Source organism: Pseudomonas sp. Ost2, assembly GCF_018326065.1.
In the GTDB taxonomy this organism is placed as follows: domain Bacteria; phylum Pseudomonadota; class Gammaproteobacteria; order Pseudomonadales; family Pseudomonadaceae; genus Aquipseudomonas; species Aquipseudomonas gingeri.
This window is the reverse complement of sequence record NZ_AP021904.1, coordinates 1,452,537-1,466,817: the sequence shown is the minus strand read 5'-3', so window position 1 is coordinate 1,466,817 and position 14,281 is coordinate 1,452,537. Positions and strand designations below refer to the sequence as shown.

The 14,281-nt window shown below is 60.6% G+C and carries 14 protein-coding genes; all 14 read right to left on the bottom strand.

All coding sequences use genetic code 11. The features are described from left to right. Positions 1 to 3: 3 nt before the first annotated feature. Positions 4 to 1,137, bottom strand: coding sequence for a lipid-A-disaccharide synthase (lpxB, locus tag KI243_RS06420; RefSeq protein WP_167331642.1), 1,134 nt, complete (start codon positions 1,135 to 1,137; stop codon positions 4 to 6). After that, complete coding sequence (gene lpxA, locus KI243_RS06415) at positions 1,137 to 1,913, bottom strand: acyl-ACP--UDP-N-acetylglucosamine O-acyltransferase (RefSeq protein ID WP_017127130.1); 777 nt, start codon at positions 1,911 to 1,913, stop codon at positions 1,137 to 1,139. Before lpxA ends, lpxB begins: the two co-directional genes overlap by 1 nt. Continuing rightward, a complete protein-coding gene (gene fabZ / locus KI243_RS06410) occupies positions 1,910 to 2,350 on the bottom strand; it encodes a 3-hydroxyacyl-ACP dehydratase FabZ (RefSeq protein ID WP_017127129.1) in 441 nt (146 codons plus the stop codon). The genes lpxA and fabZ overlap by 4 nt, the downstream gene beginning before the upstream one ends. A 114-nt stretch (positions 2,351 to 2,464) precedes the next feature. Beyond that, positions 2,465 to 3,520, bottom strand: coding sequence for a UDP-3-O-(3-hydroxymyristoyl)glucosamine N-acyltransferase (gene lpxD / locus KI243_RS06405; protein WP_017127128.1), 1,056 nt, complete (start codon positions 3,518 to 3,520; stop codon positions 2,465 to 2,467). Positions 3,521 to 3,523: 3 nt separating this feature from the next. Further along, a complete protein-coding gene (locus tag KI243_RS06400) occupies positions 3,524 to 4,027 on the bottom strand; it encodes an OmpH family outer membrane protein (RefSeq protein WP_017127127.1) in 504 nt (167 codons plus the stop codon). A gap of 45 nt (positions 4,028 to 4,072) precedes the next feature. Then, on the bottom strand, positions 4,073 to 6,460 hold the full coding sequence (bamA, locus tag KI243_RS06395; RefSeq protein WP_042935724.1) for an outer membrane protein assembly factor BamA: 2,388 nt from the start codon (positions 6,458 to 6,460) through the stop codon (positions 4,073 to 4,075). Positions 6,461 to 6,535: 75 nt separating this feature from the next. Further along, positions 6,536 to 7,888 (bottom strand): sigma E protease regulator RseP, encoded by a 1,353-nt coding sequence (gene rseP / locus KI243_RS06390; RefSeq protein ID WP_017127125.1) that lies wholly within the window; start codon positions 7,886 to 7,888, stop codon positions 6,536 to 6,538. 54 nt (positions 7,889 to 7,942) lie between these two features. Next, positions 7,943 to 9,133 carry a 1-deoxy-D-xylulose-5-phosphate reductoisomerase gene (gene ispC / locus KI243_RS06385; RefSeq protein WP_103033041.1) on the bottom strand — a complete coding sequence of 397 codons (1,191 nt, stop codon included), beginning with the start codon at positions 9,131 to 9,133 and terminating at the stop codon, positions 7,943 to 7,945. Further along, complete coding sequence (locus KI243_RS06380) at positions 9,130 to 9,942, bottom strand: phosphatidate cytidylyltransferase (protein ID WP_177085723.1); 813 nt, start codon at positions 9,940 to 9,942, stop codon at positions 9,130 to 9,132. The genes ispC and KI243_RS06380 overlap by 4 nt, the downstream gene beginning before the upstream one ends. Continuing rightward, on the bottom strand, positions 9,942 to 10,697 hold the full coding sequence (uppS, locus tag KI243_RS06375) for a polyprenyl diphosphate synthase (protein ID WP_017127122.1): 756 nt from the start codon (positions 10,695 to 10,697) through the stop codon (positions 9,942 to 9,944). The genes KI243_RS06380 and uppS overlap by 1 nt, the downstream gene beginning before the upstream one ends. Positions 10,698 to 10,713: 16 nt before the next feature. Continuing rightward, a complete protein-coding gene (gene frr, locus KI243_RS06370; protein WP_017127121.1) occupies positions 10,714 to 11,271 on the bottom strand; it encodes a ribosome recycling factor in 558 nt (185 codons plus the stop codon). After that, the gene (gene pyrH / locus KI243_RS06365) at positions 11,268 to 12,011 is read right to left on the bottom strand and encodes a UMP kinase (RefSeq protein WP_003189161.1); all 744 of its coding nucleotides are present in this window, start codon (positions 12,009 to 12,011) and stop codon (positions 11,268 to 11,270) included. The genes frr and pyrH overlap by 4 nt, the downstream gene beginning before the upstream one ends. A gap of 201 nt (positions 12,012 to 12,212) precedes the next feature. Then, complete coding sequence (gene tsf / locus KI243_RS06360) at positions 12,213 to 13,076, bottom strand: translation elongation factor Ts (protein ID WP_017127120.1); 864 nt, start codon at positions 13,074 to 13,076, stop codon at positions 12,213 to 12,215. Between the two features lie 346 nt (positions 13,077 to 13,422). Further along, positions 13,423 to 14,160, bottom strand: coding sequence for a 30S ribosomal protein S2 (gene rpsB / locus KI243_RS06355; protein WP_017127119.1), 738 nt, complete (start codon positions 14,158 to 14,160; stop codon positions 13,423 to 13,425). Positions 14,161 to 14,281 lie beyond the last annotated feature (121 nt).

The following is a 14,281-nucleotide window of genomic DNA, read 5'->3' as shown; positions in this document are numbered from 1 at the left end:
TACTCATACGGGCTTTCCGATCAACGTCAGGACCGCGTCGGCGGCTTGGTTCGAGGCATCCAGGCGCAGGGTCCGGTGGATCTCGTCGAAACTGCGGGTCTGTTCCCGGCCATCCTCGATCAACGGCGACAGGGTCCTGGCCAGCGCTTCGGGCGTGGCGTCATCCTGCAACAACTCGGGCACCAGCAAACGCTGGGCCAGCAGGTTGGGCAGGGAGATATAGGGGCTCTTCACCAGGCGCTTGAGAATCCAGAAGGTCAACGGTGCCAGGCGGTAGGCGACCACCATCGGGCGCTTGTAGAGCAAGGCCTCGAGGGTGGCCGTACCGGAGGCGATCAGCACCGCGTCACAGGCCGCCAGGGCCTTGTGGGACTGTCCGTCGAGCAGGGTCAGCGGCAGGTCGCGCCCCACCAGCAAGGCCTCGATCTGGCTGCGGCGCTGCGGACTGGCGCAAGGCATGACAAAACGGATGCCGGGATGCATCGCCTGCAGACGCTGCGCCGTATCCAGGAACAGGCCGCCCAGGCGTCCGACTTCGCCGCCGCGACTGCCCGGCATCAAGGCCACCAACGGACCGTCCGGCAGGCCCAGTTCGGCACGCGCGGCAGCCCGATCAGCCTGCAGCGGAATGGTATCGGCCAGGGTGTGCCCGACAAACCGCACCGGTACGCCCTTCTCTTCGTAGAAACGCGCCTCGAACGGCAACAGCGTCAGCATCAGATCACAGCCTTCACGGATCTTCAGTACCCGCTTCTGGCGCCAGGCCCAGACCGACGGGCTGACGTAGTGCACGGTCTTGATCCCGGCACGCCGCAGCTTGAGTTCGATATTGAGGGTGAAGTCCGGGGCGTCGATGCCGATAAAGACGTCCGGTTTCTCGGCAATCAGCGTCTGGATCAGATTCTTGCGCCGCTTGAGCAGCTCAGGCAGGCGGCCGAGCACCTCGACCAGCCCCATGACCGAAAGGCGTTCCATGGGGAAATAGGAGACCAGCCCCTGCGCCTCCATCAGCGGCCCACCCACGCCGATAAACTCGACAGCGGGATACCGGGCCTTGAGGGCACGCATCAGACCGGAGCCGAGAATATCGCCGGACGCTTCACCGGCGACCAGCGCAATACGCAGGCTGGCCATGATCAGCGGGTGATGCCGCGGGTCGAGGACTGGATCGATTCGAGAAACACTGCCACTTCAGGGTACTGCGCGGCAGGCTCGGCCAGTTCGGCAATCGCCTGGTCCACGGTCAGGCCCTGGCGATACACCACCTTGTAGGCCCGGCGCAGCGCATGGATCACTTCCTCGCTGAAGCCCCGGCGACGCATGCCTTCGAAGTTCATGCTGCGGGCTTCGGCGGGGTTGCCGAACACCGTGACGTAGGCCGGAACGTCCTTGCCGATGGCGGTGCCCATGCCGGAGAAGCTGTGGGCGCCGATATGGCAGAACTGGTGTACCAGGGTATAGCCGGACAGGATCGCCCAGTCATCCACGTGCACATGGCCGGCCAGCGCGGTGTTGTTGACCAGGATGCAATGGTTGCCGATCACGCTGTCATGGCCGATATGGGCATAGGCCATGATCAGGTTGTGGTCGCCCAGCGTGGTTTCCGAGCGATCCTGGACCGTGCCACGGTGGATCGTCACGCCTTCGCGGATGATGTTGTGATCACCGATCACCAGGCGGGTGTCCTCGCCCTTGTACTTGAGATCAGGGGTATCCTCACCTACCGAGGAAAACTGGTAGATGTGATTGTGCTTGCCGATCCGGGTCGAGCCCTTGAGGATCACATGCGGCCCGATCACTGTTCCCTCGCCGATTTCCACACCTGCGCCGACGATCGACCAGGGGCCGACCTCAACGCCGTCGGCCAGCACGGCCGTCGGATCGATGATTGCGCGAGGGTCAATCAAACTCATACCGCCTGTTCCGCACAGATGATCTCGGCCGAGCACACCGGCTTGCCATCAACCGAAGCCTGGCATTCGAACTTCCAGATCTTGCGCTTGCAGCTGATGAAGGTGGCTTCGAGGATCAACTGATCACCCGGCTTGACCGGCTGGCGGAAGCGCAGCTTGTCGGAACCGACGAAATAGTAAAGGGTGCCATCGGCAGGCTTCACGTCCAGGATCTTGAAACCAAGGATGCCGGCAGCCTGGGCCATGGCTTCAATGATCAGGACACCCGGCATGATCGGATGCGCCGGGAAGTGACCGTTGAAGAAAGGCTCGTTGATGCTGACATTCTTGTAGGCACGAATGCGCTTGGCCTCGACATCCAGTTCCACCACCCGGTCCACCAGCAGGAACGGGTAACGGTGAGGCAGGTATTCGCGAATCTCGTTGATGTCCATCATTTCGTGGGGAAGCCTGTAGTAAAGATGGGGAGCACGCTGCGGGCGCGCTCCTCTAGCAAATCAAGAAGGCAGCTTTCGTACAGACTCTGGCGACTACTTGATATGGAAATGGTATCAGCCTTCAGATGAAGCGTCCGCGTCCGGGGTCACGTCCCCGACACGTTTTTCCAGCTGTCGCAGTCGCCGCGCGATGTCGTCGAGCTGGCGAATACGCGCCGCGCTCTTGCGCCATTCGGCTGCCGGCTGCATGGCCGTACCGGAAGAATAGGAGCCCGGCTCGGTGATCGAGTGGGTCACCATGGTCATTCCGGTCAGGAAAACGTTATCGCAAATCTCGATATGCCCCACGAGGCCGACGCCACCGGCGAGCATGCAGTGCTTGCCGATCTTGGTGCTGCCGGAAATGCCGCAGCAGGCCGCCATTGCGGTGTGATCACCCACCTGGACGTTATGAGCGATCTGGATCTGGTTGTCGAGCTTGACCCCGTTACCGATGATCGTATCGGCCAGGGCTCCACGGTCGATGGCGGTATTCACGCCGATTTCCACATCGTCACCGACCAGCACGCCGCCGATCTGGGCGATCTTGTGCCAGACGCCCTTCTGGTTGGCGAAGCCGAAACCTTCCCCGCCCAGCACGGCACCGGACTGGATCACCACGCGTTTGCCGATACGTACATCGTGGTAGAGCGTCACGCGTGGCGCGAGCCAGCCACCCTCACCGATCTCGCAACGAGCGCCGATAAAGCACTGCGCGCCGATGGTGACACCCGCGCCAATGCGCGCGCCGCTTTCGATAACCACGAAGGCACCGATACTCGCCATCGGATCGACGAACGCATCCGCCGCCACCACAGCGCTGGGGTGGACTCCCGCTGGCGCCTTGGGCTTTGGATCAAACTGGTGCGAAATGCGCGCATACGCCATGTACGGATCAGGCACCACCAGCGAATCCCCGGCATACGCCTCGGCATCGGCAGCCTTGAGCAACACGGCACCGGCCTGGCAATCTGTCAGGTATTTACGGTATTGGGGATTTGCCAGAAAGCTCAACTGAGCTGGGCCAGCCTCCTGCAAGGTGGCCAGCCCAGTGATTTCCTTCTCCGGGTCGCCACGCAGGGTGGCGCCGAGGATCTCGGCCAATTGGCCGAGCTTGATAGTCGCGGTCATGGATTACTTCAGCTGGTTCATGCGCTCGATAACCTGGCGAGTGATGTCGTACTGAGGTTTGACATCGATCACTGCACCACGCTCGAACACCAGGTCAAAGGCACCTTTCTTGATGACTTCTTCTACCGCGCTGTCCAGTTTCGGCTTCAACTGCTTGAGCATTTCACGGTCGGCAACGGCCTTGGCTTCGTTCAGCTCCTTGGACTGGAACTGGAAGTCACGGGCCTTCTGCTTGAATTCCAGCTCAAGACGTTCACGCTCGCCTTGCTGCATCTTGTCGCCACCGCTGACCAGACGGTCCTGGATGCCCTTGGCACTGCTTTCCAGGGTTTTCAGCTTGGTCAGTTGCGGGCCGAACTTCTTCTCGGCATCCACGGCGTATTTCTTCGCCGCGTCGGATTCCAGCAGGGCCATCTGGTAGTTCAGGACCGCGATCTTCATTTCGGCAAATGCCGGGGTCGCTACCAGAACAGTCGCCAGCAGCACCAGTTGAGTCAACTTACGCACGATAAACTCCTACAAAATCCATTGTCGTTATCTTGGGCCTGACCGTTAGAACGTCTGGCCGAGGGAGAATTGGAACACCTGAGTTTCGGCGTTATCCGGTTTCTTGATTGGCATGGCCAAGGCAAAACTCAACGGACCGAGCGCGGTAACCCAGGTCACACCCACGCCCACGGAACTGGCGAGGTTGGTCAGGCTGATATCGTTGCACTGCGTCTGCGAAGACGTGCCGTTGGTGTTCTTGACCTGATCGCACTTGGAGTCGAACACGTTACCCACATCCCAGAATACCGAGGTGCGCAGGGAACGCTGGTCCTTCACGAACGGCAGCGGGAACAGCAGTTCGGCACCACCCTGGATCAGCACGTTACCACCGAACGGCAGCGGATCGTTGTCCGAGTCGGCAATGGTACCGACGTTGCCGGTCACGCCGACACCACGGCTAGGCGTGCCACGAGGCCCCAGAGTACTGTCCTTGAAGCCGCGAACCGAGTTGAAACCACCTGCATAGTAGTTCTCGTAGAACGGCAGACCGTTCGTCGAACCGTAGCCGTCGCCATAACCCAGCTCGGTATGGAAACGCATGGTGTAGTTGTCGGTCAGCGGTGTGAACACCTGGCCGCGGTAGTCGAGCTTGAAGAACGACAGGTCGCTGCCGGGCGTAGTGGCTTCCAGGGTCAGGCTCTGGGAATGACCACGGGTCGCCAGGACGCCCTTGTTCAGGGTCGATTCCGACCAGCCAGCCGATGCCTTGAAGTTCAGGTAGCTGTCGCCTTCGCGGTTCACGAAGTCGAAGATCTCGTCCACGGTGTACAGGCCGGTCTTGATCTTGTCCTGCTGGGCAGTCAGACCGAAGGTCAGGCGCGAAGTCTCGCTGATCGGGTAGCCCACGCTGACGCCGGCACCCAGGCTGTCTACCGCGTAGCTGGCTACATCGACGTCGAGGTCCTTGTAGTCGGTGGTGCGGTAGAACACGTTGTAACCCAGGCTGACGCCGTCGGCGGTCCAGTAGGGGTCGACGTAGCCGAAGTTGTAGCGGCTCTGGTATTCGCTGCGGGTCAGGCCGATGCTGACCTTGTTACCGGTACCGAGGAAGTTGTTCTGGGTGATCGAACCACCCAGGATCAGACCGGCGCTCTGGGCAAAGCCGACGCTGGCGGTGATCGAGCCCGAAGCCTGTTCTTCCACGGCGTAGTTCACGTCGACCTGGTCGTCGACACCCGGAACAGCCGGGGTCTCGACGTTGACTTCCTTGAAGAAGCCCAGGCGCTCGAGACGGGTCTTGGACTGGTCGATCAGGTAGGTGGAAGCCCAACCGCCTTCCATCTGGCGCATTTCACGACGCAGAACTTCGTCCGCGGACTTGGTGTTGCCACGGAAGTTGATACGGTTGACGTAGGCACGCTTGCCCGGATCGACCACGAAGGTGATATCGACGGTGTGGTCGTCATCATGCGGCGTCGGTACGCCATTGACGTTGGCGAAGGTATAGCCATCGTTACCCAGGCGGCGGGTGATCAGTTCCGAAGTGGTGGTCATCAGCTTGCGCGAGAACACCTGGCCCTTCTCGACCAGCAACAGCGACTTGACCTGGTCTTCAGGCACTTTCAGGTCGCCGCTGAGCTTCACGTCGCGAACCTTGTACTTCTGGCCTTCGGTGACGTTGACGGTGATATAGACGTTTTTCTTGTCCGGCGTGATCGAAACCTGGGTCGAGGCAATATCCATGTTGATATAGCCGCGGTCCAGGTAGTAGGAACGCAGACGCTCCAGGTCACCGGAAAGTTTTTCACGGGCATACTTGTCGTCGTTCTTGAAGAACGACAACCAGTTGGTGGTCTTGAGTTCGAACAGGTCGATCAGGTCGTCGTCGGGGAATACCGTGTTACCCACCACATTGATGTGCTGGATGGCGGCAACGGTGCCTTCGTTGATCTTGATCTTCAGGCCGACGCGGTTGCGTGGCTGCGGTACCACTTCGGTCTCGACCTCGGCGGAGTAGCGGCCCTGGGCCACGTACTGGCGCTGGAGTTCGTTACGGACACCCTCGAGGGTCGCGCGCTGGAAGATCTCGCCTTCGGCCAGGCCGGATTGCTTCAGACCCTTCATCAGGTCATCAGTCGAAATTGCCTTGTTGCCTTCGATATCGATGCTGGCCACCGAAGGCCGCTCGACGACCGTGATGACCAGGACGTTGCCGTCGCGGCCCAGCTGGATATCCTGGAAGAAACCGGTTTTGAACAACGCACGAGTGGATTCCACCAGGCGACGGTCATCCGCTTGCTCCCCGACGTTCAACGGTAACGCGCCAAACACGCTACCAGCGGATACCCGCTGGAGGCCGTTGACACGAATATCGGAGATAGTGAAGGACTCGGCGTGAACTTCGGCGATCATCAATACGGTGAGAACCGCAGTTAGCAGCAGACGTTTCATGAAGTCCTTTCTTATTCCAACTGGCAATAAACAAACTGCCGCAAAATGCGGCAGATTCGCAATTTTCGCGACGCGTTACAGTCGACCCAGATCGTTGACCAGGGCAAGTAGCATCACCCCGACCACCAAACTGATACCGATCTGTATCCCCCAACCTTGTACTCGCTCCGACAAGGGGCGACCACGTGCCCACTCGATCAGATAAAACAGCAAATGCCCCCCATCCAGTACCGGGATGGGCAACAAATTCAGAACCCCCAGGCTGATACTCAGATAAGCCAGGAAATTCAGGAAATCAGCGACGCCCGACTGGGCCGAAGCGCCCGCCACTTTAGCAATGGTTATCGGTCCACTCAAGTTTTTTACCGAGAGCTCGCCGAACAACATTTTCTTCAGCGAATCCAGGGTCAGGACACTCATGGTCCAGGTACGCCTGGCCCCCTCGCCGATCGCCGCCAAAGGCCCGAAGCTGACCTCGCGAACCATCTCCGGCGGCCAATCCACGGCCTTGACACCGGCCCCCAGGTAACCGGTGGCGGACTTGCCTTCACCGCGGGAAGCCAGGGTCAGCGGGACGTCGATTTGAGCACCATCACGCTCGACATGCAGCACAATTTTGGTATCAGGTCGCACACGGACCCAGTCCACCACTTGCTGCCAGTCATCGACCGCATCGCCATTCAACGACAGCAGGCGATCACCGGTCTTCAGGCCGGCGGCCTGGGCCGGGCCTTTCGGGTCGAGTTCGGCCAGCAGCGGCGGCAGCGCCGGGCGCCAGGGACGAATCCCCAGGGATTTGATCGGATCCGGCTCGTCGGCGCCCTGCAGCCAGCGATCGAGGATCAGCTCACGCGGCGAGTCGCTGGTCGAGCCCTGCTCACGCACCTGCAACCGCAGCGTGCCGCTCTCTCCCAGGCGACGGACCAACTGCAGATTGACGGCGGACCAGCCGGTGGTCGGCTCGCCATCGATGGCGACGATTTCCTGACCGACGCTCAAACCGGCCTTGGCGGCGATACTGCCGCTCTCCACCGCGCCGATGATCGGACGCACCTGCTGGCTGCCGAGCATCGCCAGCACCCAGAAGAACGCCATCGCCAACAGGAAGTTGGCGATCGGCCCGGCAGCGACAATGGCGATGCGCTGGCGCACGGTCTTGCGATTGAAGGCCTGATCGAGCTCTTCCGGCGCAACCGGCGCCTCGCGCTCGTCGAGCATTTTCACGTAGCCGCCGAGGGGAATCGCCGCCAGCACGAACTCGGTGCCACGACGATCATGCCAACGCAGCAGCGGCGTGCCGAACCCCACGGAGAAGCGCAGCACCTTGACGCCGCAGCGGCGCGCCACCCAGAAATGGCCGAATTCATGGAAAGTAACCAGCACACCCAAGGCGACCAGGGTGCCGACAATCATATAGAGCGCGCTCATCTGCTTTCTCCGCAATCCTATCTAGTGCCGCATCGCTCGTACGCTACACCGGGCTCAACGCCCGTTGCGACTCAGCCACTGTTCGGTCAATGCCCGTGCCTTGGCATCTGCTGCGAATACCGCGTCGAGTTCATCGACCGCAACAACAGGTTCCAGATTCAAAACTCCCTCGATGATACTCGCGATCTCGGGATAACGGATGCGCCGTTCGAGAAACGCGGCGACAGCCACTTCATTGGCCGCATTCAGCATCGCCGGCGCGCTGCCACCGGCTTCGGCGGCCGCCCGCGCCAGGCGCAGGCAGGGGAAACGCTGCTCGTCCGGCGCCTGAAAGTCCAGCCGGGCCACGGAAAACAGGTCCAGCGGGGCGACGCCGGAATCGATACGCTCCGGCCAGGCCAGGGCATTGGCGATCGGCGTGCGCATATCCGGATTGCCCAACTGGGCGAGTACCGAGCCATCGACGTAATCGACCAGCGAATGGATCACGCTCTGCGGGTGAATCACCACTTCGACCTGGCTCGGCCGGGCATCGAACAGCCAGCAGGCCTCGATCAGTTCGAGCCCCTTGTTCATCATGCTCGCGGAGTCGACGGAAATCTTGCGCCCCATGGACCAGTTCGGGTGCGCGCAGGCCTGATCGGGCGTGACATGCTCCAGTTCGGCCAACGGTGTTTGCCGGAACGGGCCGCCGGAAGCGGTCAGCAGGATACGCCGCACGCCCACCGCGCCGAGGCCACGGGCGAAATCACCCGGCAGGCACTGGAAAATCGCATTGTGCTCGCTGTCGATCGGCAACAGTACCGAACCACTCTTGCGCACCGCCTGCATGAACAGCGCGCCGGTCATCACCAGCGCTTCTTTATTGGCCAGCAGGATCTTCTTGCCGACCTCGACTGCGGCCAGGGTAGGACGCAGGCCCGCCGCCCCGACGATGGCCGCCATCACGGTGTCGACTTCGGGGTCGGCCGCAACCTGGCATAGCCCCTCTTCACCCACCAGCACCTCGGTAGACAAGCCGGCAGCGCGCAATTGCTCCTGCAGACCGCGAGCAGCGGCAACTTCCGGCACCACCGCAAAACGCGGCCGGTGGCGGACGCACAGCGCGAACAGCTCGGCCAGGCGCGTGAAGCCGCTCAGGGCAAATACCTGGTAGCGCTCCGGGTGCCGGGCAATCACATCCAGGGTGCTCAGGCCGATGGAGCCGGTAGCCCCCAGCACGGTGATCTGTTGTGGGCGGCTCACGATGCGGCGATCCACAGCAGCACCGCGAACATCGGGATCGCCGCGGTCAGGCTGTCGATACGATCGAGCACGCCACCATGGCCGGGCAGCAGGTTACTGCTGTCCTTGATCCCGGATTGACGCTTGAACATGCTTTCGGTCAAGTCGCCGACCACCGAGATGAACACGATGATCGCCGCGCCCAGCAGGCTCGCCAGGATCTGGCCGAAGCCCCAGCCGTATACCAGGCCGACCACGGCGGTGATCACCAGGCTCAGCAGCAGGCCGCCATAGACGCCCTCCCAGCTCTTGCCCGGACTGACCGAAGGCGCCAGCTTGCGCTTGCCAAAGGCCCTGCCGGAAAAATAGGCACCGATATCGGCGCCCCAGACCAGGATCATCACCGCCATGATCAGCAGGTTGCCCTGGCCGGAAGCGTGCTGCTTGATTTCGATCAGCCCCTGCCAGGCCGGCAGCAGGATCAGGAAGCCGATCACCAGCTTGCTCGCCGTGCTCGACCAGTGCCCGCTGGACTGCGGATAGGTCAGCACCAGGTAGGTCGCCAGCCCCCACCACAGCACCGCTGCCCCCAACACCCAGGGCGCCAGGTTCGGCAGGATGTACATGAAGAACAGCAGGACCGCGACCAGCGCGGCGTACGCCACGCGGGCCGGCTGCGCTTCAAAGCCCGCCAGGCGCGCCCATTCCCACGCGCCGAGGGTCACGACCACGCCGATGAACAGCGCGAAACCGGATCCCGAGAGCAGGAAAAAACCGCACAGGGCGATGGGCAGGAGGATAAGTGCCGTGATGATGCGTTGCTTGAGCATTAAACCCGGGCTCCAGCTTCGACCTGCTCGCTCGTTTTACCGAAGCGACGCTGGCGGGAAGCGAAATCAGCCAGCGCATTGCGCATGGCATCGTGTTTGAAGTCCGGCCAGAACAGGTCGGAGAAATACAGCTCGGCGTATGCCAGCTGCCACAACAGGAAGTTGCTGATGCGATGCTCGCCACCGGTACGGATGCACAGGTCCGGCAGCGGCAGGTCGCCGGTTGCCAGGCAGGTCTGCAGCAACTCCGGGGTGATGTCGTCCGGACGCAGATGCCCGGCCTGCACTTCGCGGGCAAGACGCTGGGCCGCCTGGGCGATATCCCACTGTCCGCCGTAGTTGGCCGCGATCTGCAGAATGAAACGATTGCTGCCAGCCGTCGCTGCTTCCGCCTCGCGCATCGCCGCCTGGAGTTCAGGGTGGAAGCGCGAGCGGTCGCCAATGATCCGCAGGCTGATGTTGTTGTCGTCGAGGCGCTTGGCCTCGCGCCGCAACGCCTTGAAAAACAGATCCATCAAGGCGCTGACTTCATCGGCGGGGCGCTGCCAGTTCTCACTGGAGAAGGCGAACAGGGTCAATACCTCGACCTTGGCCTCGGCACACACCTCGATCACCGCCCGCACCGCGTCGACGCCGGCCTTGTGGCCGGCGACACCCGGCAAGAAGCGCTTCTTCGCCCAGCGATTATTACCATCCATGATGATCGCGACATGGCGCGGTACCGAGGACAGCCCAGCCTGCTTGGTCTTTTCCATGAAAACGTCCTGACCCTTATACGGCCATCAGGTCCGCTTCTTTTTGCTTCACGGCCACTTCGATTTTAGCCACGAAGCTGTCGGTCAGCTTCTGGATCTCGTCGGCGGCACGACGCTCTTCGTCTTCGCTGATTTCCTTTTCCTTGACCAGGTCCTTCAGGTCGCCCAGCACGTCACGGCGAATGTTGCGCACGGCAACACGGGCGTTTTCCGCCTCTTCCCGGGCCTGCTTGGTGAAACCACGGCGGGTTTCCTCGGTCAGTGCCGGCATGGAAATCAGCAGCAGCTCGCCCAGGTTGGTCGGGTTCAGGTTCAGGCCGGCGCTGCCGATCGCCTTGTCCACGGCACCGAGCATATTGCGCTCGAACGCCACGACCTGCAGGGTACGGGCATCCTTGACGGTGATGTTGGCGACCTGCTTGATCGGGGTGTCCGCGCCATAGTAAGGCACCATCACGCCTTCCAGGATGCTCGGGTGAGCCTGCCCTGTACGGATCCGGCCGAAGTTGTGAGCCAGGGACTCCAGGGATTTCTGCATGCGCTCTTGAGCGTCTTTCTTGAGTTCGTTGATCATTGTTGGCCTTCCTCGATCAGGGTTCCTTCAGCGCCACCATGCACGATGTTCAGCAGGGCGCCAGGCTTGTTCATGTTAAATACGCGCAGCGGCATCTTGTGATCGCGGCACAGGCAGATAGCGGTCAGGTCCATGACACCCAGCTTGCGATCCAGTACTTCATCGTAGGTCAGATGATCGAACTTCTCGGCATGCGGGTCCTTGAACGGATCTGCGGTATAGACGCCATCGACCTTGGTCGCCTTGAGCACCACGTCGGCATCGATTTCGATCGCACGCAGGCAAGCCGCCGAATCCGTGGTAAAGAACGGATTGCCGGTACCCGCGGCGAAAATCACCACTTCCTTGGAGTTGAGGTGACGCATCGCCTTGCGACGATCGTAATGATCGGTCACGCCGACCATGGAAATGGCCGACATCACGATGGCCGAGATATTCGCACGTTCCAGCGCATCGCGCATCGCCAGCGCGTTCATCACGGTAGCCAGCATGCCCATGTGGTCGCCGGTGACACGGTCCATGCCGGCAGCGCTCAGGGCGGCACCGCGGAACAGGTTGCCGCCGCCGATCACCAGGCCGACCTGCACACCGATACCGACCAGTTGCCCCACTTCCAGCGCCATGCGATCCAGGACTTTCGGGTCAATCCCGAACTCTTCCGAGCCCATCAGGGCCTCGCCGCTAAGCTTGAGTAGAATGCGTTTATAGCGAGCTTGATAACCACTGCCCTGCTGAGCCATTGCGAATCTCTCCTGCGGCGTTTAAAAAATCTTGCGAGCTGTTTGCAGCCTGCGCTAACTCTAGCTTGGCGCTGCTACAGCGCCATCAGAACACGGCTTTGTAAGCCGGTTCCGAAAGGAAAAAGAGAAACCTTCCTCCCATTTGAAAAGAGGCTGCGCGCGTAAGCGGGCAGCCTCTTGGGTCGACAGTTGAAAACCGTCTTATTGCTTGCTGGCAGCCACTTGAGCAGCAACTTCTTCAGCGAAGTTGTCCACTGGCTTCTCGATGCCATCACCTACTTTGAAGTAAGTGAAGGAAACGATTTCAGCGCCGGCTTTCTTGACCAGGGCACCGACGGTGACTTCCGGGTTCTTGACGAAAGCTTGCTCAACCAGGCTGGCTTCGGCCAGGAACTTGCTGATACGGCCTTTGACCATGTTTTCAACGATGTTCTCAGGCTTGCCCTTGATCTTTTCTTCGTTGAGGGTCAGGAAAACGCCTTTTTCGCGCTCGATGGCCTCAGGAGAAACCTGCGATGGCAGCAGGAACTCAGGGTTGGTTGCCGCCGCGTGCATGGCAACATCCTTGGCCAGCTCTTCGTTGCCGCCCTTGAGAGCCACGACCACACCGATCTTGTTGCCGTGCAGGTAGGCGCCGACCACATCACCTTCGATACGAGCCAGGCGACGGATGTTGACGTTTTCGCCAACCTTGGCAACCAGGGCTTCGCGAGCAGTTTCCTGAGCGGCGATCAGCGGAGCTGCGTCGGTCAGTTTGTCAGCGAAGGCTTTTTCGACGCTGGCAGCGACGAAGTTCTTGAAGTCGTCTTGCAGGGCCAGGAAGTCGGTCTGCGAGTTCACTTCCAGAATCACGGCAGATTTGCCGTCGCACTTGATAGCGATAGCGCCTTCGGCAGCAACGTTGCCTGCTTTCTTGGCGGCTTTGATGGCGCCCGATGCACGCATGTCATCGATGGCTTTTTCGATGTCGCCGCCGGCCTTGGTCAAGGCCTTCTTGCAGTCCATCATGCCTTCGCCGGTACGCTCGCGCAGTTCTTTGACCAACGCTGCAGTAATCTCTGCCATTTCAAAATTCCTCTTGGATAGGTTATCAACCATTCCACCCGATCGAACGGGCGTTCAATTCTTCCCGAACCACCCTTGTTAGCAACTGCACGTTACAGACGCTGTAGCGGCGCGCCAGACAAATGGTTTTCGAGGTGGCAAAAAGGGGGCCTAGCCCCCTTTTTACTTACTGAGCCAACGCCAGGCCCTGTCCAAAACTACCTGCGCGATGATCATGCTGCGTTAAAAGCAGGCTCGGAATGCTCATTTAGTGGACTAAAGTCGCGCGCGACTCCGGTCGTTCCTCGCCTGTTTTGCCTTGCCTGATCGCCGCTCGGCGAGTTTTCTTAAAGACCTGGGGCGTCAATTACTCAGCTGCAGCGACCGGTGCTTCGTCGACGAACTCAACGGTGCCGCCGGCAACGTTGTTGCGACCGCGGATCACGGCGTCAGCCATCGAACCCATGTACAGCTGGATGGCGCGAATGGCGTCATCGTTGCCTGGGATGATGTAGTCAACGCCTTCCGGGCTGCTGTTGGTATCGACAACGCCGATGACCGGGATGCCCAGCTTGTTGGCTTCGGTGATCGCGATGCGCTCGTGGTCAACGTCGATCACGAACAGAGCGTCTGGCAGACCGCCCATGTCCTTGATACCACCCAGGCTACGATCCAGCTTTTCCAGGTCGCGAGTGCGCATCAGCGCCTCTTTCTTGGTCAGCTTGGCGAAAGTGCCGTCTTCGGCTTGCACTTCAAGGTCACGCAGACGCTTGATGGAAGCACGGATGGTCTTGAAGTTGGTCAGCATGCCGCCCAACCAGCGGTGGTCGACGTACGGCGAACCGCAACGTGCTGCTTCTTCGGCAACGATCTTGCCAGCGGAACGCTTGGTGCCGACGAACAGAATCTTGTTTTTGCCCTGAGCCAGACGCTCTACGAAAGTCAGAGCTTCGTTGAACATTGGCAGGGTTTTTTCAAGGTTGATGATGTGGATCTTGTTACGCGCGCCGAAAATGTACTTGCCCATTTTCGGGTTCCAGTAACGGGTCTGGTGACCGAAGTGCACACCGGCCTTCAGCATATCGCGCATGTTGACTTGGGACATGATAGTTCCTTAATAAGTCGGGTTTGGCCTCCACGTATCCCAATGACCAACCAAGCAGCATCAAGCTGAAGGCACCCAGGTCATCGTGTCGACACGTGTGTGGATTTAAGCCTTTCGGGGT